The sequence below is a fragment of the Bacillus sp. CPT56D-587-MTF genome (assembly GCF_058792335.1).
The window spans coordinates 79,369-99,643 of record NZ_JBYTEF010000003.1; the positions used below are offsets into that span (position 1 = coordinate 79,369).

The window sequence follows — 20,275 nt, forward strand, 5'->3', positions numbered from 1 at the left end:
CTATTTGGCATAGATTCTTTCTCTGATTGGAGTATTTTCTTTTCATGTTTTCGAATCGGAAACATGTATTTGGCCTGTTTTTTTATTTGAAGAAGCTGAGTAGTTACTTAAAATCTAACCAGATTTTGTGAATTATCGTATACTTTTTCGAACTTTGCAACAGAACTTGTTAGCTTAATAGCGATGTGGTGGAACCAAAAATTATTAAAACATATTTCATTATTACTTCACTGCTTTGGCTACAAGTGCTGCGTATGCTTCTGCACCTATTTTGGTTAAATGCACACCGTCAGGTGCAAAGTAGTCTTTCTTTCCAGCACTTGCTGCATACCAATCAACTAGAGTTACATTCGGGTATTCAGATGCCGTAACTTTCAGTCTCTCATTCACGATTGATTCCCATGGACGTGGTACTCTCGTATTAATAAATATGATTTTACGTTCGTTTCCAATTACTTTTATTAATGAGACAAGTTGCTCAGTAGTAAAGGCTCCATTTGTACCTAATCCAATAATGACATAGTTTCCTAAATTCCCTTCATATTTTAACTGTTCAACTACCGGAATCGCTTTTGACAGCTGGCGACCAATTTGCGCATCAATCCTAATATCAGGAAAAGTATTTTTTAAATACGGAGTAATATCAATCATAACGGAATCGCCTATCGCAGTAACCGTGAGTGAATTTTTAGATTGCGCAGAATGTACTTCTCTGGATTCCCCTTGTTTTTGAGACGTCTCTTGATTTGGATTTTCCCAAACTGCAACTGGATGTGGCGCCGATTGTGTTTGTGCTGCCGCCCCCTTATCGTGTTGAGAATGTTCCTTAGCCTTACTAGCTTTGGATAACCCTACGACGGCTATCGACGAAACGGATAATGTACAAATTAAAGCTAACTTAACACCTAAAGTGAAATGTTGAAATCTTAAGTTCCTAAACTGAATATTCTGGAGCGCACCTTGTCGGATTGGTTTTTCAATAAACTTCCATGAAATTTGCGCAATCAATATAATGAGAAGAAATTGAAGGAGTGCTCGTATTAGTGAAAAATCCCCGGCATTTGCCTTTGGAGTCGTTAATGTAAGAATTGGATAATGCCAGAGGTATATGCCATACGATCTTATCCCGATCCAACGTAAAGGTCTAAATCGTAAAAATTGAGCAATACGGCTAGCTGGATGAGCTAGATTTGCCACTAACAATGCTGTTGCAATGGATAAGAGGACCATTCCTCCCTTGTATAGAAATGGATCATATTGATTGGTCTTCCAAAACATAACCAAAATAATAATAAGTGCAATTCCTCCCACGACGTCAAGAATAAAACGTGCCTTTGGAATAATTTTATTTGCAAGCCTCTTGCTTGGCCAAACTAGGGCAAGTACCGCTCCGATAAGTAAGGAAAAGGCCCTCGTATCTGTCCCATAATATATTCTGCTCGGATCAGTTCCAGGTTCATACAAAGTTGCCATCGCTACAGCTGAAGCAAGGGCTCCTAGACAAATTAATAAAATCATACGGGATTGTTTTTTTGTGTAGTAAAGCCCTAAACTAATGATAAACGGCCAAACAACATAGAATTGTTCCTCAACTGCTAACGACCAAAAATGATTCAAGGGATAAAGCTGGTTAAAATTATCAAAGTACGATACTTTATGATAAATATACCACCAGTTACTTACATAAAATAATGCCGCTAATGAATCTCCGCGCATTTTTTCAAGTAAAGAGCTATGAAAAATCGTAATCCATGCCAACGTTATAACGAGCATAACAAGCATTCCTGGAAGTAATCTCCTTGCCCTACTAAGCCAGAATTTTTTAAAATCAATTCTCTTATTTCTTTTCCACTCCATCGCTAGAATATCTGTAATTAAATAACCTGAAAGCACAAAAAATACAGTAACTCCTAAAAATCCTCCAGGCATCCAATTAAAATTAATATGATACAACATAACACCTAGTATAGCTAGGCCCCTTAGACTGTCCAACCCAGCCATATAACGACTACTTTTTTTAAAAGGTTTAGTCATCCTACATTCACCTCTATTTCTTGGAAATTAGGTTAATAATAATGGCACAAAATGATATTAATCCCCTAAAATTGTATAAGCTAAACTATTACAAATAGCATTTCGTAAGAATTTTTTTTAATTGCATGCACAGTAATTATTCAGACTCCCTTAAACGTTAACCATATTTTGCAAATGAGTTTATGTTTTTTCACACTTTGCAGCAAAACCTAAAATCCTACACTTGAAAAAATTGTAGCCCACTATGGTTATTTCGTAGGCATCTTTTTATAAAGATGCCTGGTATTCCATAACTGAAGAAGAATTTATACGTATTTTATCGTATTCGAATATATATGACAATCAAAAATGGTCAAAGAAAAAACACTCTTACGAGTGTTTCCCCTTGACTTGATAACCACTTCAATTTTAATAACATATGATTTTGTAGATGTACATACGGACTTAGCCCATCCTATATCCATTCTATCATAGATGTTTCGTGTTTTTGTTGAGAAAATGATAAGAGGAATGTTTTCATTACACACAGTATCTAGCCATTTAAATAGAATATATTTCTCAATACACTGGCAAAGGTTAAAAAAATGATTTGCCATATATATAAGTACTGTTGGGATGATTTTAAACCAATAAACGATAGGCCAAAAGCTCATACAAGTTAGATACCTTTATATTGGTACAATCCCAACAAGACAAAAAAGAAGAATGGAGGAATAGTTATGAAAACTATTTGTGTTTTTCATGAATCCTTGCCATAGTCAAACCATTTGGTTTCCATACTCTATGAGAAAATCTAAACCATCATGTGACAGTCAACTAGAATTTTTGATTTTTGAAATGGAGGAATTGGATGAAACGTATAGGTAAGATTATGATCATGTTGTTGTGTTGTACGATGTTAGGTTCCGTACATGTTGTACAGGCAAGTTCTATACAAGTTTCTAGCAAATTAATTGTATCTAGGCCGGTTAGTAGCGTAGCGCAAGGTATGCTTGGGAATGCATGGGTACCACCATCTAATCCGAGCCCATATGATTTACATTTACATTCATCGAAAATAAAACGACAATATATGTCCCAAAAACCTTTTCACAAGCCATATCTATATACTTCAAATTTGTTCCCTACACCATTTCAAATCGACCAATCGATTCAACCACCTGATGAGAAACTAAACTTTGCAACGCTCACTGCTACATCAGCCACTCAACAAACATATACGATGGCACAATTACAAGCACTTAGCTATGCAAATCTTGAACAAGTACTGTCAACAATCCGATGGAGTGACATTACGGATTTATTTCAATTTAATACAGACTCTCTGGCATTCTATCAAGATCAAAATCGTGTCCAATTCTTAATTCAAGTATTAGAAAAAAGAGGAAATACGTATACTGCAACAAATTCAAATGGGATAGAGACGTTAGTAGAAGTATTGCGTTCAGGATTTTATTTAGGTTATTACTATAAAGAACTTGCCTATCTCAATGAGCGTAAGTTTCATGATACGTGCTTACCGGCTTTAAAAGCCATCGCAAGTAATCCAGCTTTTCGACTTGGAACAATGGAACAGGATCGAGTCGTGGCAGCTTATGGGAATTTAATTGGAAACGCTTCAAGTAATCCAGAAATCGTGTCGTTAGCGGTTCCGATTTTAAATCAATTTAATCAAAATTTACAGGCGTATGCGAAAGAATATTCAAAAGGAACAGCCATATACAGTCTCTTAAGTGGGATTGATCATGATCTTCAAACGTATTTGTATCAAACTGGTACATCACCTAACCAATCGCCTTGGTATGGGGAAATAAACGCTTTTATCGATGAAATTGGAAAGATAGCATTATATGGTCAAGTCAATGCCGATACAGCATGGATGATTAATAATGGGATTTATTACACAAGTAGAGTCGGTGTCTTTCATACTACGCAACAAAAGGGGTTACAAATGATTACGAATGCATTACAGGTATATCCCTATTTAAGCGAAGCGTATCTAACTGCCGCTCAACAAATCAATGAAAGATATAATGGAAAGGACTTCAAGGGAATCCCCATTCAGTACAAACAAATACAAGAAGAAGGTAAGAAAAAATATATACCGAAAACCTACACATTTGATAATGGATCCATGATTATCAAAACTGGGCAACAAGTAAAGGAAGAGAAAGTGAAAATACTCTATTGGGCGTCTAAAGAAGTACAAGCACAATTTTATCGTGTGGTGGGGGCAGATACGCCATTAGAGCAAGGACATCGCGATGATATTTTGACGATGGTGATTTATAATAATCCAGAAGAATATCGGTTGAATCGTTTATTATATGGGTATGACACGAATAATGGTGGGATGTATATTGAACAAGATGGAACCTTCTTTACGTATGAGCGAACGCCACAGGATAGTATCTTTAGTTTAGAAGAGTTATTTCGTCATGAGTATACACACTATCTTCAAGGACGTTATCTCGTTCCAGGGTTATTTGGTGAAGGGAAGCTCTATGAAAATGAGCGTTTAACTTGGTTCGAAGAAGGTGGTGCAGAATTTTTTGCTGGATCTACCCGTACCCATCAAGTTGTACCAAGAAAAACAATCGTTCAACAGTTAGCGGTGAATCCTTGGAATCGATACACTTTACAGCAGACGTTATACGCCACATATGGAAGTTGGGAGTTCTATAATTATGCATTTGCCTTGCAGTCCTATCTGTATCAAAATCGGTGGGATTTATTTTCTCAATTGCACCATATCATAAAAAATAATCAAGTGATACAATATGATCAATATCGTGAAACAGTAAGTAAGAATCTGACACTCAATACAGCGTATCAAAACTATATACAGATGCTAATTGATCATCAAAATGAATATACCGCTCCAACTGTTTCAGATGAGTATTTACAACAACCAACAGCAAAGTCTTTGACGGAAGTGCAAAAGGAAATCACCCAAATCATACCACTTCAAAGCACCAATATGACAGAGCAACAATCTGACTTCTTTCATACGTTTACCTTACGAGGTACGTACACAGGAAAGAAAACAGCAGGTGTTGAGTCCGATTGGAGAAATCTAAATACGGTATTAGATACCATACTGGAACAGTTATCTACGAAATCTTGGAATGGCTACAAAACAGTGACAGCCTATTTTACAAACTACCGAGTCAATACCAATAATCAAATAGAATGTGAGATTGTTTTTCAAGGCATTGCAAATAATATAGTAGAATCCAAAGAACCAAATGAATCCATTCAAGAGGCAACGCCACTACCTTTTCGAACAAATTTTAGAGGTCACTTTGATGCAAATAATTCCTTAGATATTTATCAATTAGATGTGCAATCACCAGCCAAATTGGCTATTGAGGTTACCAATCAAAATCAGATTCAAATGAATTGGATTCTATATCATGAAAAGGATTTAAAAAATCCAGTAGCGTATGCCAAGTTTCAAGGACAACGATTATTTGAAACGTATACGGCACAACCGGGGAAATATTATTTGTATGTATATAGTTATGATAATCAATCAGGTGGGTATCAGGGGCTTGTTACAATAGAATAGAAAAGGTTTGAATCGCTATTCTTGTACAGTATGGAGTGTATATCCATACTGTTTTTTAGTTTTCTCCTCTTTTTTATAAATTTATTTCTCAACTTCAAAGGATTGCATCTTTTTTACTCGTTTTATATGATTCACATAGAGTTTTGTTGTGGAAACCTTGGAATTACCCCATTATTCGTTCACTTACCTATTTTGCAGAAAGTAAAACAGGTAAGCTAATAAACTATATGTACTACATTCTATTCTGAATTGTTACATAATGAAAAATATAGGAGGGTTCTTATGAGTAAAAGAAAAAAATGGTGTAGTAGTTTATTCATCCTGTTAGCCATACATTCTATACCAGGTATGTCTGCACAAGCTGATGAGCGACATGTACAACATACCTATAGCACACAAGATGAATATCTATATATGGGAACGACCTTTTTACAGTTACAAGACATGTTTCAACAAAATGGAAACGTATATTATCGATTAGCACCACCAGGTGCAATGGATGCACCAGCCCCAGTTGCATTACCGCCTCATATTGGAGAGAAGTATCTGATACGCCCAGATTCTTTGCAAGGATGGGTAATTCAAACCTATATGAAGCAAAAGGAAGTTTTGCCAGGAAGATGGGTACAAGAAAGAAAATTAGATTTTTATAATCAATTTAGACAGTATCAAGGAACTGCGTATCACCAATATACAGTTCCCCTATAAGATGACAAATAAAGCCGTTTATTTATCCAGTCCATATAAGAAATAGCCGTATGATTTTGTTCGATATATTACAATAAAAAGTCCCTAATAGTTTTTATACCTAAAATACAATCAAAAAATAACTCGGCACAAAAGTTCCGAGTTATTTTTTGATATCTAATGGTGGACTTGAACATTTATGTATGAAGAAAAATTATTGGAATTAGAAATGCTAAAACAACAGTAAGAGAAAAGGAATGTCATTCAGGTGGAGTTAATAATGGACGTATTCAAACAAGAGATGGCCGAATAGATGTTTAAAGGAATGTACCATTGTTTATTTTCTCTTTTTTATAGACCATAAAGCTTTTTTGCAGATACGGTACATACACTGTGTTCTCCTTTTGTCTCCCATTAAAAGAAGAAACGTTAAAAAGGAAACATTCGTTGTTTTGTGCATCACACTTGCGTTCATATTTGCACAAAGATTTTGATAGTATGTAATAATTTCCATTTGAATGTGGGGAAGTGTACATAGCCACTCCTTGAGAACACCCTATATAGATTGAATCCTTATAGTGTATTCTCTTTCTTTTGATATTGTGTCTTCAAACAAAACAACAAAAAGAGTATAGGAATATAGATATAAATTAAGTAAAATGTAAAGTTTGTGTAATAAATGTATTAATACTATGCCGATCTTGGAGCAAACAGGCGATGATAATATTCAAACCCAACAAGATCAGTAACGTATATCTTTGACGAATCCCCGCTATTTCTCGCATACCCCGTGTACAAGCCCAAAGGGGTAAAATGATACTTGTCACCATCTGCCAAGCGTATGTTGATACCATAAGGGTTTCAAACCTTTGTAGGAAAGGAAATGTAATCACTTGAGAAAGTGACAGTTGGGACCAAATGAGATGCGAAAGTTGTTTTTCATTAAAACATGCCAATGCAGAAACAAAAGTTAAGACATATAACAGATTCGAAAACAGCAAACCATATTGTGCGAATTTATGAGATTCTTTAGGAGTGTGAAGAAAAGGAAAAATCATAAGAATGATTTCGGAACCTGCCATCGTATAAACGGATTTGTGCATCGCATCCGCAATATCCAAATAAGAATGATTCAAAATAGGTGTAAAATCCGCCCAATGCCCATATAATCCTAAACAGTACACACAGAGAGCGGCATAAAATATGGATACAAATATAGAGGCAATACAGATTGCAGTCATTACCCGAAATCCTGATGAAATAATGTAATATACTAAAATAGACAAAATAATCGCAAGTATAAGAGTAGAAGCAGTAGGAAACATCCATACTTGTACGATTTCAATATAAGTTCGTAAGATAGAGGTACTTACAATAAAGAAATAAACGAGAAATAGGAAATTTAAACACGTTCCGATAAATCCGCCAAACATATACGTTTGAAGTTTTAAAATGCTTCCTTTAACCCAAGAGAGCATACGATACATCATCCACATTAAAATATGTAAAAAAACCCCTGCCAGTACGACTCCAATCCAGCCATCATATCCTGCTTTTTTTGCGATAATTCTAGAATACCCCGGTACACCAGCTCCAAATTGCGCACTATGTATCAAAAAGAAGATATAAATTGGAGATACTTGATATGCCTGATTAATCTTCATTGTTTTTAACTCCCGCTATATGGTATATTATCCAAATAAAAAATAAACGACAAATGCTTTCCTGATAGATGTGTTATATAGAGGCGGCGCTATTTGGGCAATGTCGATTCAGATCGTGTAATCTGGGGTTGTACGTGAATACGAATTTGACAAGTAGAGAAATATTGTTTGCCATTCTCCCAATCATCCTCTATCTCTTTCCATTTTTTGAAGTGTTGTCGTTGATACTTATCTCCAATTCCCATGACATCTAATTTATATTGTTTTTGTAGACGCTTCGTCGTAGTTTGTAGTTGTTTTTTCATGCTTTTTGCCAATACCTGATTGAGCTGTTCCATGGAAAAGTGGTGATTTAGGGATGGATGAAGCTCTGCAACCTTTCCATCTACTGTTACATATATATCGAACTTAGGGTACCTGGGATTTGAAATATTGAGTTCCGTACGCTGGTGTACACGGTGAAATTCATAGGTGATGCGTTGTTTGTTCATAGGAACAGTAACAAATGGAAATTATTCCCCTTACTTTTGGGTCAGTTATATATTGTAAAGCCGCTGTATCCGTTTCATTTAACATGGAAACTAAACGATTATCCTTGCCCCTAAATAGGGCAGAACCACTTAATTCTACTCCTTGTTTTGTTCGAAATACAACCGGAAGGAAAAAGCTTTTCTTTGCAATGATTTTACTGTGAATATCGCCAATTCGCTTTTTCTCCACCATTTGTGCGTTTTTTTTCGTATGTTCCGATAACATCCAAACGTACTTAGCAGGTAAATATTCAGGGCCTGCGTTTTGTGCTAAAATTGGTTCTGCACGCCCCTTTGATACAAATAACCGAATGTTTCTTCGCATCGCCTCATCACGTGTATATACATCTAAAATATTTTGCAGCATATAGGGTGTTCGTAATACCTTTTCAGAAAAGATAATCACTTGTATATGTGGAAAAAATAAAGGACGACTAATTCTTTTGGCAATCATGCGGAAATGTGCAAAAATACTTTCACCTGTAGAACTTAAATTTATGAAATTTTTTTGTGTAGCTGTTCCACGCTCTGAGCTATTAAGTGTGTTGGGTAATACCATTTGATAGGTTCCTTTAATGGCTGACTGCGGTACTTGATCATAGGCAGCGCCAACAACAAATCCTAATTCTTCGATTTCTCTTCGTTCCGCACAAGCACACAATAGACAAAAAAGAGACCCAATAAAAATGAGTTTCAGAATAGCGTTCATATCTACTCCTTATGTTAAGAATTGGTATGTATAGTAGCGTGTGTTGTTTGAATCATAATTATGTAAAAAAGAAAAAATATGACTAGTATCAAACAAAGTTCATGCAATAAAAATGGGGTGATTCTATTGTTTATCTATAAGATCTCACCATACCATTTTGGGAAAATTGTACGTTTAGACACGATTTGAACAAAAATAACCAATTCTTTATACGTTAAGAAGACGAAACATTAGCGCTTTTGAGAAAGAGAACAAAAATAAGGAAAAATATATAAAATAAGAAAATTTTAGTCTTACATTTCATTATGAAACATATATATAATAATATGGGAGGTTCCTGTTCCTCCCGTTGCACCTGTGTGTGTGAAAAGTAGGGCTACTATTTATACGTATATAAATATGGCTCTACTTTTATAAGTTTTGTACATAATATAATTTTGAAAAAGGTGGTACACCATATATTTCATCTGATTGTTCTTCTTGTTTAAAAAATGGACATAATATCCAGTTTTTAACGGAGGGTAAAAAAACGGACACTCAGATTCTTTTTTAACAACACAGAAGGAAGGAGTTAATACATTTTACATACCCGAAGAAAAAAACGACATATACAACGCGAGGGGGCGTATAAAGGATAGTGAAAATTTTAGGGAATGGTTTAAAATTTCACGTATCATAGTGTTTTTAAAAATAAAAACCAATAAAAAACTCACAAGGGTTGCTTCTTTCCCCTTTTCTCCGCTACAATGGATATATACATTCTTTGCCCATCTCCCCGAAAAAGGGGAATAACAAAAGACATACAGAAGAAGAAAGGTGACTCACGCTATGAATCAACCTTTAGTCAATTTACGAGTCGATTTTGCTTTTAAGCAATTATTTGGTGTACAAGGACAAGAGGAATTACTGATTTCTTTCTTAAATGCAATCTTGCAGGAGTCATTATCTACACCGATTGTATCCTTAAAAATTGAAGACCCACACCTCCATAAAGAATATGAAGAAGATAAATTATCCATACTAGATATATTAGCGACACTTCAAGATGAGACAAAAGTCAATATTGAAATTCAGTTACGAAATACACAAGAAATTGTGAAACGTTCCTTATATTATTGGAGTAAATTATATACATCTCAATTAGAACAAGGGATGCCTTATCGCTCTTTGCGAAAAACGATTGCCATCAATCTATTAGACTTTCAGCTCTTTCCTCATTATGATGATATGCATACCGTCGGACAATTTTGGAGCAGGCAACATAAGGAAGTGTTACTTGAGGACCTAGAAATACATTTCATTGAGATTCCAAAGCTAGTAAGACAATGGAGAGAAGAAAAAATTAATCCGTGGGAAAATAAATTTGCTCGTTGGTTACTTTTACTACCAGCGCATGAAGATGAACATTTGACCCACACGCTGGAGGATATCGCCATGAAGCAAGATCCAATGTTACAGAAGGCAATCCACAAATGGGAAAATATGAGTCAGAGCAGTTCGTTCCGTCTCGCATATGAAGCAAGGGAAAAAGTGTTATTTGACGAGCAAGCGAAATTAGCACATGCTCGTGAGGTCGGTATAGAAGAAGGTATTGAAAAAGGAAAAGAAGTAGGCATTCAAGAAGGAAAAATCCAACTGATCCGTAGCATGCATAAAAATGGCATGGATATCGAAGATATTGCGAAGTTTACGAATATGGAACTGTCGGATATACGCCATATTTTGGGACAATAACAGAGAGGCATCTCGTGTAGGGATGTCCACTTGTTATTGTCTGATTATTTAGAAATTTTTAATTGTATTTCTCTCCTACTAAACAATTGATTGTACTGTTCCTGTATACTTTGGAGTTGTAGGCTTAATCCTTTTGCGAGGGATGTCACCTTGGGGTCTTGTTGTAAGATGAGCAACAATTGGGATACTTCTATCATCATTTGATGGATCTCATCTACTTCTTCTGTCTGCCAATCCCCAAAAATTTGTTGAAGGATAGACTCGATGAGGCTCATCTTTTGATCTATTTCTTGTAATACCTGCGTAGAATCACTAGGCCATGATTTGTCCACTCTCATCCATCCCCTGTCTTCAGCATTTACGCTTAACATACTCATATTTCTATGTCATTTTGACGGAGTAGGAGAAACAGACATCTGTCCATTTCCCCTACGGAGGTTTGAAAAACGTCAATTATCTATTTTCAAATGGGATCCTTCGATTGAAAAGGAGTATATATCTTACTAGTCCTATAGACTTAGTGATATACAGTATGAGCATTCCTAATTTCCAGTAAAATATCCGCAATTCGTTTGCCGTTTTTCAAAATCATGCGGTCTTTTGTATATCCATCTATACATTGTCCCAATTCTTGATTTAACATCACTTCTATTTCACCGCTGTCTTGTATGTTACTTGTTAGCAAAGTAGGTTGCTTACTTAAAGAGCAATACAATTGTAATGTTTCAGCCAAAGATGTTACTAATGGTCTCAACAAGACATCATATGGCGGGAGCATATCCGCAACGATTTGTTCATTTAAAACAAAATGAACGCGATTCTTCTGTACATCAAATCGATATAAGAAAATCATATACACAAGCCTCCTTTTACATATCCTGTGTGGAAATTATAGGAGGGGAATAAGAGTCATATACAGTTGTATCATTCCCTCATCCCCATAACCAAATAAAAGAATGGTATATAATCATTATATATCGTGGGAAGGCACTGTTCAATTTGTTATTTTATTTTGTAGTGACAGGGTAGCTGCTCTAGTCCGTAGGTCTTTTTCTAATAATAGTAAAAAGGGGTATTCTTGAAGGTTATGCTCTCTCCCAATTATACTATTTATTACATAAACGTAATGAGATGAGGGGAAATATGGATTTCTCTTCTAATATCTCATTTTCACTAGATAAATAATATTGTTATACTAAATGTTTTAGTTCGCTAACCTTTTTTATCTTTCTAATCTTAGTGTGATTACACCATCTAATTCTGAAGTACCAGGTACTGCTACCGGCGTACTAGCTGAAATCCGATTTGAAGAAATAAGGTTCCCCCAGACGTCACTATATGTATTTACCACTCCAGTAGTATAGAATCTTTTAGCTTCAAAACCAATGACCCCCCTTTGTCCTGGTTTTAAATTAAAACTATACGTACTAGAGTTGGTTAAAGCCTCAGCCCAATGATATCCTCCATTTAGTTTTACAAATTTTATATCTAATCCGCCTCCAGCATCCCAGGTCTCTGTTTGTGTAATGGCATATGTCTTCGCTATAGAGCAACCATTTCCATTAGTCGGACAGTTCATTGTTGCACTCGCTCTTTGAGAGGGCATATAAAAATTATACTCTCTCTCTGCCTTATATTCTTTTCTATTCGCCATTGCTGCAATAAAGCCTGTATTGTTATTTTGTAGTGCTGCTAATTTTTGTTTATTATTAGATTCCCTCTTTTCTTGTTCATATTGCATAATAGGAACCTTTTCAGCCTTACCGTTTGAAATTTTTATGACTTCAGCTATATACGTATTCGGGTTCTGGTGCAAATAAAGGATACATTCCCAAAAAATAATGAGGATTCCTACTGGAATCATTCTTTACGCTGTTAATCCAAATAATTGATGAATAAATTCTTTTTGATTGCGAACAGACTGATTCTGTAAATCCACCTGTTCTTTTTTTATCATGTGCATGGCTTCTACTCCTGCAAGCATACATGTAGCTGTGCCAAAAGATTTAAATCCTAACATAGAGTGTACACGTTTTTTAATGAACCGGTGGTCTTGCTCCACTACGTTATTTAGATATTTTATCTGCCGAATTTGAGTGCCTAACGGCACTTTTTTCTCGTTCTTTAATTTGGTGATAGCAACTGGATAAGCAGGATTTTTATCAATTGTAATTGTACGAGGTTTTGAGGCATGAAAAGATTGCAAAGCTTTCTTAAAGAATCGCTTTGCAGCCTTATGATTTCTAGTTTTACTAAGATTGAAGTCAATCGTATTTCCCTCAGAATCAACCGCACGGTATAAATACATCCATTGCCCTTTTACTTTTATATACGTTTCATCCACTCGCCATGAATCATTTGTTTGTTTAAGATGACATCGGATACGTTTATTGATGGACCCAGCGCATAATCGTTGTATGAGCTAAAGATAATCCAAAAATAGGAGCATATGATGTTTGTCTAATTGCCTATAATAATCCTTGAATTTTTGCTATTTTGCGTTCTACAACAAGAACCCTGTGATTAAGCCTAAAAGTAACTCAAAACCTTTAGTTATCCGGATTTTTCACGCTATGCTTTTCTTATTCCCTCTTTTCGAGGGGAGGGGCAAAAAACACCCAAATACGATTGCATTAGTTGTTAATTTTCCCTAATTCATCTAAAAAGGCTGGTCGATTGTGATACGTTTGTTTTAATTTCTCAATGAATTCTCGTACTAATTTTTCATCTCCTACACGTTGATAGGTTTGTATGATCTGACAAATATTTTTATACATCTTTCTGTCCCGAGCCACTTGAGCCAAATCTTGCATATGTGTGATAAAAATCTGATGTGTTTCAGATGGGTAATCCGGCAACAAAGATTCATATAGATGTAGAATGGTCGCAGGATGTTTGTGACAATAGGCTAATAATTTGTTTGGTAAGCGTTCCAATATTAGAATGGATTCATACATATGCGATCGGTATGCTGTTGATTCGAATGTAGAAAGAATGTGTTCCCGTATTTCTAACCAAGATGATGGGTCATACAGTATTTTCAGTTTTTCATAATATGTAAAGTCATCTTTAAGAACAAATGCTAACCCTAATTGACGTTGGTTTTCTATATCTCCCAGATTTTCATAGGCTTTATACCGATATGTTTTCCATTTCTTCAAAAGCCCTAGAGCATTTTTATCCTGCTGTTCCCCGTCTAAGCACAGTTTTATAACTTTTTCATACTCACATAGGTGAAAAGCATGTTGAATCGCCTTTTCTCGAAATTCACTATATTGCAGATTGGTTTGTATAAATGCTTCTTCTTTGCTACTTCCATCATATAATTGAATTAACTGTAACTGTATTTTTTTACATTGAGAAGTACGATAGGTACCACTCCACCCTTCTTTTGAATTGGAGGATATCATTTGTTCTAATGTATTATCCAATTGCCTCCGCCATTCTGGATTCGTACAAAAATAAATACATATGTTCAACAGAGCAAATTCCCATTCATTCCAGTCGGCATGACGCTCATGGGATGCCTCTTGTAAAAGTATCTGGAAAATCTGCTGTTGTGTTGATTCACTCATTGTATCCATATAGGTACTTACGATATGGTCTATGCTTGCTATACTTTCGTCAATGATACCACCAACTATACCATCTGAATCATCACATCCTTGCAACATGTCGATCATCATGGATAGTACGATGATACACATATGAACAGCTTTCACTGTGTCTCCATCTGTTGCTGTTTGGTCGACTTTCTCTAAGACTAATTCGGCACCTTGTACTGCATAGCTCACATCCCTGTACTCTATAAACCCCCTATCTTGTACAGCATGAATATATTCATTTATAATTTGTGAGCAACTGTTTACATCGTCATGAGCAGGGGCGTGTTGAAACAAGAGTTTCGTTTCCATTTCAGGATATTGATTCACCATATCACAAATAATCGTTACCAATTCTTCGTTGCTCTTCTGTAACAGGGCATGCCGGATATCATATGGTTGTATGCGGGAATCCTTATTTGTTTTATAGTCTCTTATAGCATAAAGTACAGCAACTTGATGCTTACAATATATTCCATGCGTATAAGGACAATTACAAGTTGTATGTGTAATGAAATTATCTGAGTCTAAATCCACTGCAACCTGATAACGTTTCGAACCAACTACTGTCATTCTATAAGCCGATTGCGCAGTATTTTGGGTGGTACCAATCTTCCCTTGTTGAAAGTATGTATAACCTCGTTGCAGAATCATATCGTCTATGTAGTCCTCAAAATTAGAAATATGCATGGTATTCGTTCCCCTCCTAATTTATAAATCTCTCTTCTTATGAAAAATCAAAAATTATTTTTATTTTCGTTGTATCCTCTTTTTTATAAAAATATGCAATTTTGGTACAAAGTTTAAAAACATAAACCAACGGAGAATGAAGATCGATGTTTAGGACGAATCCCTTTTTTCCTGAACACGGCGCTATGTTGTGGGCTGAACGGCAACACCATGTTCTTTTAGAGGGATTCGATATAAATAGCGAATCTCCTCGGAATTTGTATGAATCATGACGAATCAAACATTTGTTTAAAAGCAATAGTTTTACTTATACAATTTATGCGTGCAACAGCAATCAAAACCTATCAAGGGGATTCTCTTCACGTGTATCACGTCTTCGCCAAATTTTGCAAGATATGATTAAGTATAATAAATATCTACTAAGGGGACAGTTACACACTCCTTATATAATTAGGAAGAAACTTGATTTTTTCTTTCAAAGTGTCAATCATTTTTATCCATATATATCCTCGTTGCTCGCCCCTCATATTCTTTGACTAATTTATAAAAAGAAGAACGCTTTATATTATATTTTCTCATTGCCCCGACTGCTGTAATCTCTCCAGACTGCCATTCCCGGTATGCCTCAATAAATTGATCTGTAATTTGTACCGGTGGTCTTCCTAAATGTTTTCCTTTTTTCTTTGCTAATGCAATCCCTTCCGCTTGTCGTTGTTTAATATCATTTCTTTCCTTTTCTGCAAAAGCGGATAAAATGGTCAGGGTTGCTTTTTGTACAGCTTGCTGAATCACATCGTTTGTACTTTCGCCATTATAATTCACATTAATAAAGGGCTCTTTAATAAATTGCAAATTAATACGCTGTTGTTCAAAATAACGAAATTCTTCTAACACATCATTCATACTACGACCTAACCTTGTCAAAGAATCAAAAACAATTGTATCGCCTGAACGAGCTAATCGTTTTAACATTTGATAATTTTCTCTCTTCATATTTTTACCAGATTGCTTATCAATAAAAATATCCCGATCTTCTATTCCAAGATATTTCATATTTTCAATCTGACGTTCTTCATTTTGGTCTTTACTGGAAACTCTGACATATCCAAACTTTTTATCTTGCAACATTTTCACCTCAACCATAATTATAGCTCATTTATATCTGTAAAGGTATATAAAAATTAAAGATGTCTGTAAAATAAAAAACTAACTTTTATGGACGTGTCTTTCCCTATGTTTCTATGTATCTGAAAAAGTACACCTTTATGAACAGGTTGAAAAATACTATGCTAGTTATTATTATAAAATTAACGGTTCTGGTGCAAAGAAAGGATACGTTCCCAAGAAATAATGAGGATTCCTATTGGAATTATTCTTTACGCTGTTAATCCAAATAATTGATGAATAAATTCTTTTTGATTTTGAACAGACTGATCCCGTAAATCAACCTGTTCTTTTTTTATCATATGCATGGCTTCTACTCCTGCAAGTATACATGTAGCGGTGCCAAAAGATTTAAATCCTAACATAGAGCGTACACGTTTTTTAATGAATCGATGGTCTTGCTCCACTACGTTATTTAGATATTTTATCTGCCGAATTTGAGTGCCTAACGGCACTTTTTTCTCGTTCTTTAATTTGGTGATAGCAACTGGATAAGCAGGATTTTTATCAATTGTAATTGTACGAGGTTTTGAGGCATGAAAAGATTGCAAAGCTTTCTTAAAGAATCGCTTTGCAGCCTTATGATTTCTAGTTTTACTAAGATTGAAGTCAATCGTATTTCCCTCAGAATCAACCGCACGGTATAAATACATCCATTGCCCTTTTACTTTTATATACGTTTCATCCACTCGCCATGAATCATTTGTTTGTTTAAGATGACATCGGATCCGTTTATCCAGTTCCGGTCCGTATTGATGGACCCAGCGCATAATCGTTGTATGTGCTAAGGATAATCCTCTTTCTTCCATCATTTCCACCAAATCTCGAAAACTTAGATTGTACCGTAGGTACCAACGTACAGTTAATAAAATTATATCTGGTTGGTAATGCTTCCATTTAAACAAATTGTCCTTTTTCATACTGATCACATCCCTTTTGCAGAGTAATCGTATCAGTATGTCCAAAATTAGAAGATTACTTGCAATTAACCTAATTTTTTTGCACCAGATTCTAAGTTCGGGGAATATGGAGGTAAAAACAGCAAAGTTAGACGGCGGTTATTTTCTCGTAAAAAGGATTTCAGTAATTTAGCATGATGATACCTTGCATTATCTAATACAAGCACGACGTGCTTATTTTTATATTCTTTTAACACATATGTTAAAAAGTGCTGAAACGTTTCAGCATTACAGCGTTCTGCTGTTGTACAGAGAAATTTACCAGTGATTGCATCAATTGTACCGAATAAAGATGTTGAAATACGCTTTCCTAATACTGCAATTTTCTTTTGCTTCCCCTTTGCAAACCATGTAGCATGAACGGTTTGACTATCTCTAAAGTGACATTCATCTTGATACAAGAGTACAGTATTTTCATCAATTAAGTTTTTTTTATCATATCTAATTGTTTTTGAAACTGTATTTGTTTTTCTTTATTCGCTTTTTTTAATACATAAGTAGCATTTGTATAGGAAAAATTCATCCGATGTAACATTTTACGGATGCCTTCACGTGACATACAAATCGTAAATTTCTCTTTGATGATGTATTGGATATTGCGTGTATTCCAGAAAGATTCTTGACCGAATTGCAACTCCACTGGAGTTGTATTTAAAATGAGTTGCTTCAATTCTTCCTGTTGTTGCTTAGTTAAATACGGCTTTTTACCTGGGATTTGTTTACGAGTAAGTAATCCTTCCAGTTCATGTTCTTTGAACTTTTTTACATAACTAGCAACGCTTTGACGATGCATACCAAGTATGGCCGCTACGTCTACCATTGTATATCCTTCCATTACCATTCGGACAGCTGTAATACGTCGTTGACGAGAAGCTTGTTTTTCTTTTTTCTCTAATTTTCGTAAATCTGATATTGTGAAAGGTTGTGATTTTTGTATTTTATATGACATAGCGTATTTTCTCCCCTTATGTTTTTTACAAACATTATCGGGTATCTCGAAGTGGTTTATACATGATGATATTTTATAGTGGACTTATATAGCTAGGCGTGTTACAAAATATTTAATTGAACAAGTGTTAATATGGAATATACAAAATCTTCGTGAAGGCTGGAATCAAAAGTTAATTCAAAAAATGAAATTAACAACAGTGCTTGCAAAATATAATAACAGTCCTTATGGGATGTTAAATGATGCGTACCCAGGACACGTAAAAGAATGGGAATTAAAAATGGCCCCTCTACATTTTTGGACGAAGGAAAATGGATTGAACGCTTTGAAATGGACTATCGAAGAGAAGGAGCAATTAGATGAAAAAGAAATTTTGAAAGTATATAGTACAAAATGGCTTGCAAAGCATAAACTTACGACTCCTTGTCGAATTTTTTTTAAAGACAGTCCTTATATGATGATTAATTCATTATATCCTGGAAGGTTTAAAGAGTGGCAATTTCAATGTGTTCCTAAATATTTTTGGACAAAAAAAATAGCAATCGAAGCACTACTATGGACCATTGAAAAAAAAGAGCAATTAAATGCGGGAGAACTCTTGCAAACATATAGTCTGCGTTGGATAAAAGAGCAAAATTTATATTCACCTTGCTTCATTTTCTGGAAGGGTAGTCCCTATGCATTTTTAAATGATTTATATCCGAATCGATTTAAAGAGTGGGAATTACTAGTAACGCCAAAAGGGTTTTGGACAAAAGAAAAAGCATTAGAAGCACTAAAATGGACAATTGAGGAAAAAGAAAAATTATCAGACAAAGAGCTAAAATGCAAGTATAGCATGAAGTGGTTAATTCAACATGGTTTACGCACACCAGTAAACCAATTTTTTAAAGATAGTCCGTATCAATTTTTAAATGATTTATATCCCAATCGGTTTAAAGAATGGGAATTACCGGTAACTCCGAATGGATTTTGGACCGAAGAAAAAGCATTAGAAGCATTAAAGTGGACAATTGAAGAGAAGGAGCAATTGTCGGATGAGGAGTTGAAACGAATATATAGTGGTAGATGGATTAAAAATCAGAAATTATCTGTGCCAGTACATAAATTTTGGAGTAGTAACCCATTTATTATGTTAAATTCTTTGTATCCAGGTCGTTTTAAAAGATGGGAATTCTCGGTATCTCCTTATAATTTTTGGACAGAAAAGAATGCGTTAGAAGCTTTACGATGGACGATTGAAGAAAAGGTAAAATTAACGGAGGAAACATTGTTACAAATATATACGGGAAAATGGATCAAACAGCAAGGATTGAAGTATCCTTGTGATAAGTTTTGGGGAAGCAGTCCGTATGATATGTTGAATGCATTATATCCGAATCGATTTTCTAAACATATGTTAAAAGGATACAAGCATCAAAAAAAGAACAGACTATTGGTATAGTCCATCCTTTGAAAAGGGAATAATGGCAATTATTCTTCTTTATTATACCAAATTAAACAGAAAATTCATTCTATTATACATTGAGAAAATACGCATCTTCTGAAGTAAGGTGGTTGTTATGAATAAAGGCGATGCCATTTTAAGATTGCTATCAGAAATTAAGTTGGAACTTAAGGAAGTAAAAGAACAAGTGGGACAAATGCAAACAAAATTAGATATATTCGAACAACAAAATCAAGTGAAGAACAAAGTAGAGCAAAAGAAACCAAAACAAAAAACAAACATAAAATCTGATAAAAAAGATAAGCCAGATTGGAAATATCCAGCTAAAATGAAATAACAAATTGAATAGTGACTTCTCCTGATATATAATGAATATAGACCATTCTTTTATTCAGTTGAGGGAATGAGCGGATGATACAACAGTATACGGTTCTTATTCTCTCTTATATCTTCCCACATCATATGAAAAGGGTGTACTATGTGTATATAATTTTCTTATATCGATTTGATGTAAAAGAAAATGGCATTCAATTTG

At 34.9% G+C, this 20,275-nt stretch carries 16 protein-coding genes and 2 pseudogenes; 5 read left to right on the top strand and 13 right to left on the bottom strand.

Annotation, left to right across the window (positions count from 1 at the left end; genetic code table 11):
* Positions 1-222: 222 nt before the first annotated feature.
* Positions 223-2,034, bottom strand: a complete 1,812-nt coding sequence (locus AC3WVZ_RS31990; protein ID WP_078187508.1) for an acyltransferase family protein — start codon at positions 2,032-2,034, stop codon at positions 223-225.
* An 850-nt stretch (positions 2,035-2,884) separates the two neighbouring features.
* On the opposite strand from AC3WVZ_RS31990, the gene AC3WVZ_RS31995 reads away from it, so the two are divergent.
* Entirely contained in the window at positions 2,885-5,605 is a 2,721-nt protein-coding gene (locus AC3WVZ_RS31995) for a collagenase (RefSeq protein ID WP_078187507.1), read from the top strand.
* A 282-nt stretch (positions 5,606-5,887) separates the two neighbouring features.
* Positions 5,888-6,313, top strand: a complete 426-nt coding sequence (locus AC3WVZ_RS32000) for a hypothetical protein (protein ID WP_078187506.1) — start codon at positions 5,888-5,890, stop codon at positions 6,311-6,313.
* 552 nt (positions 6,314-6,865) lie between these two features.
* Here the strand turns inward: AC3WVZ_RS32000 and AC3WVZ_RS32005 are convergent.
* The 3 genes and pseudogenes from AC3WVZ_RS32005 to AC3WVZ_RS32015 all read right to left on the bottom strand — a co-directional run bounded on the left by AC3WVZ_RS32005 (position 6,866) and on the right by AC3WVZ_RS32015 (position 9,195).
* A pseudogene (locus tag AC3WVZ_RS32005) lies at positions 6,866-7,956 on the bottom strand (GerAB/ArcD/ProY family transporter).
* Positions 7,957-8,045: 89 nt separating this feature from the next.
* Positions 8,046-8,447: a Ger(x)C family spore germination C-terminal domain-containing protein gene (locus tag AC3WVZ_RS32010; RefSeq protein WP_345743032.1), complete on the bottom strand. Its 402-nt coding sequence runs from the start codon at positions 8,445-8,447 to the stop codon at positions 8,046-8,048.
* Positions 8,422-9,195 (bottom strand): Ger(x)C family spore germination protein, encoded by a 774-nt coding sequence (locus AC3WVZ_RS32015; protein WP_340882238.1) that lies wholly within the window; start codon positions 9,193-9,195, stop codon positions 8,422-8,424. Before AC3WVZ_RS32015 ends, AC3WVZ_RS32010 begins: the two co-directional genes overlap by 26 nt.
* Positions 9,196-10,023: 828 nt before the next feature.
* On the opposite strand from AC3WVZ_RS32015, the gene AC3WVZ_RS32020 reads away from it, so the two are divergent.
* Positions 10,024-10,929 carry an Rpn family recombination-promoting nuclease/putative transposase gene (locus AC3WVZ_RS32020; RefSeq protein ID WP_233936926.1) on the top strand — a complete coding sequence of 302 codons (906 nt, stop codon included), beginning with the start codon at positions 10,024-10,026 and terminating at the stop codon, positions 10,927-10,929.
* Positions 10,930-10,973: 44 nt separating this feature from the next.
* Here AC3WVZ_RS32020 and AC3WVZ_RS32025 read toward each other — a convergent pair whose 3' ends face one another.
* The 9 genes and pseudogenes from AC3WVZ_RS32025 to AC3WVZ_RS32065 form a co-directional block, all read right to left on the bottom strand.
* Positions 10,974-11,267 carry a hypothetical protein gene (locus tag AC3WVZ_RS32025; protein ID WP_078187503.1) on the bottom strand — a complete coding sequence of 98 codons (294 nt, stop codon included), beginning with the start codon at positions 11,265-11,267 and terminating at the stop codon, positions 10,974-10,976.
* Between the two features lie 179 nt (positions 11,268-11,446).
* Positions 11,447-11,782 carry a hypothetical protein gene (locus AC3WVZ_RS32030; RefSeq protein ID WP_176116654.1) on the bottom strand — a complete coding sequence of 112 codons (336 nt, stop codon included), beginning with the start codon at positions 11,780-11,782 and terminating at the stop codon, positions 11,447-11,449.
* Between the two features lie 369 nt (positions 11,783-12,151).
* The gene (locus tag AC3WVZ_RS32035; RefSeq protein WP_139362511.1) at positions 12,152-12,670 is read right to left on the bottom strand and encodes a DUF6060 domain-containing protein; all 519 of its coding nucleotides are present in this window, start codon (positions 12,668-12,670) and stop codon (positions 12,152-12,154) included.
* Between the two features lie 126 nt (positions 12,671-12,796).
* Positions 12,797-13,364, bottom strand: a pseudogene (locus tag AC3WVZ_RS32040) (IS6 family transposase); the annotation flags it as partial.
* A gap of 198 nt (positions 13,365-13,562) precedes the next feature.
* A complete protein-coding gene (locus AC3WVZ_RS32045; protein WP_233936927.1) occupies positions 13,563-15,221 on the bottom strand; it encodes an SWIM zinc finger family protein in 1,659 nt (552 codons plus the stop codon).
* 483 nt (positions 15,222-15,704) lie between these two features.
* The gene (locus AC3WVZ_RS32050) at positions 15,705-16,364 is read right to left on the bottom strand and encodes a recombinase family protein (protein ID WP_100910708.1); all 660 of its coding nucleotides are present in this window, start codon (positions 16,362-16,364) and stop codon (positions 15,705-15,707) included.
* Between the two features lie 233 nt (positions 16,365-16,597).
* Entirely contained in the window at positions 16,598-17,305 is a 708-nt protein-coding gene (locus AC3WVZ_RS32055) for an IS6 family transposase (protein WP_233936150.1), read from the bottom strand.
* 65 nt (positions 17,306-17,370) lie between these two features.
* Complete coding sequence (locus AC3WVZ_RS32060; protein ID WP_233936929.1) at positions 17,371-17,745, bottom strand: IS630 family transposase; 375 nt, start codon at positions 17,743-17,745, stop codon at positions 17,371-17,373.
* 20 nt (positions 17,746-17,765) lie between these two features.
* Positions 17,766-18,293, bottom strand: a complete 528-nt coding sequence (locus tag AC3WVZ_RS32065; RefSeq protein WP_078188213.1) for a helix-turn-helix domain-containing protein — start codon at positions 18,291-18,293, stop codon at positions 17,766-17,768.
* A gap of 124 nt (positions 18,294-18,417) precedes the next feature.
* Here AC3WVZ_RS32065 and AC3WVZ_RS32070 point away from each other — a divergent pair, with 124 nt between their 5' ends.
* Positions 18,418-19,737, top strand: a complete 1,320-nt coding sequence (locus AC3WVZ_RS32070) for a DUF4046 domain-containing protein (protein WP_492310916.1) — start codon at positions 18,418-18,420, stop codon at positions 19,735-19,737.
* A 118-nt stretch (positions 19,738-19,855) separates the two neighbouring features.
* Complete coding sequence (locus AC3WVZ_RS32075) at positions 19,856-20,077, top strand: hypothetical protein (RefSeq protein WP_233936933.1); 222 nt, start codon at positions 19,856-19,858, stop codon at positions 20,075-20,077.
* The last annotated feature ends 198 nt before the right edge of the window (positions 20,078-20,275 follow it).

What these genes read in the sequence shown, in the direction of transcription:
- AC3WVZ_RS32025 (WP_078187503.1), bottom strand. Translation starts at nt 11,267, where the DNA reads ATGAGAGTGGACAAATCATGGCCTAGTGATTCTACGCAGGTATTACAA.
- AC3WVZ_RS32050 (WP_100910708.1), bottom strand. Translation starts at nt 16,364, where the DNA reads ATGGTTGAGGTGAAAATGTTGCAAGATAAAAAGTTTGGATATGTCAGA.
- AC3WVZ_RS32030 (WP_176116654.1), bottom strand. Translation starts at nt 11,782, where the DNA reads ATGATTTTCTTATATCGATTTGATGTACAGAAGAATCGCGTTCATTTT.
- AC3WVZ_RS31995 (WP_078187507.1), top strand. Translation starts at nt 2,885, where the DNA reads ATGAAACGTATAGGTAAGATTATGATCATGTTGTTGTGTTGTACGATG.
- AC3WVZ_RS32015 (WP_340882238.1), bottom strand. Translation starts at nt 9,195, where the DNA reads ATGAACGCTATTCTGAAACTCATTTTTATTGGGTCTCTTTTTTGTCTA.
- AC3WVZ_RS32035 (WP_139362511.1), bottom strand. Translation starts at nt 12,670, where the DNA reads ATGCAATATGAACAAGAAAAGAGGGAATCTAATAATAAACAAAAATTA.
- AC3WVZ_RS32065 (WP_078188213.1), bottom strand. Translation starts at nt 18,293, where the DNA reads ATGTCATATAAAATACAAAAATCACAACCTTTCACAATATCAGATTTA.
- AC3WVZ_RS32055 (WP_233936150.1), bottom strand. Translation starts at nt 17,305, where the DNA reads ATGAAAAAGGACAATTTGTTTAAATGGAAGCATTACCAACCAGATATA.
- AC3WVZ_RS32075 (WP_233936933.1), top strand. Translation starts at nt 19,856, where the DNA reads ATGAATAAAGGCGATGCCATTTTAAGATTGCTATCAGAAATTAAGTTG.
- AC3WVZ_RS32045 (WP_233936927.1), bottom strand. Translation starts at nt 15,221, where the DNA reads ATGCATATTTCTAATTTTGAGGACTACATAGACGATATGATTCTGCAA.
- AC3WVZ_RS32020 (WP_233936926.1), top strand. Translation starts at nt 10,024, where the DNA reads ATGAATCAACCTTTAGTCAATTTACGAGTCGATTTTGCTTTTAAGCAA.
- AC3WVZ_RS32000 (WP_078187506.1), top strand. Translation starts at nt 5,888, where the DNA reads ATGAGTAAAAGAAAAAAATGGTGTAGTAGTTTATTCATCCTGTTAGCC.
- AC3WVZ_RS31990 (WP_078187508.1), bottom strand. Translation starts at nt 2,034, where the DNA reads ATGACTAAACCTTTTAAAAAAAGTAGTCGTTATATGGCTGGGTTGGAC.
- AC3WVZ_RS32010 (WP_345743032.1), bottom strand. Translation starts at nt 8,447, where the DNA reads ATGAACAAACAACGCATCACCTATGAATTTCACCGTGTACACCAGCGT.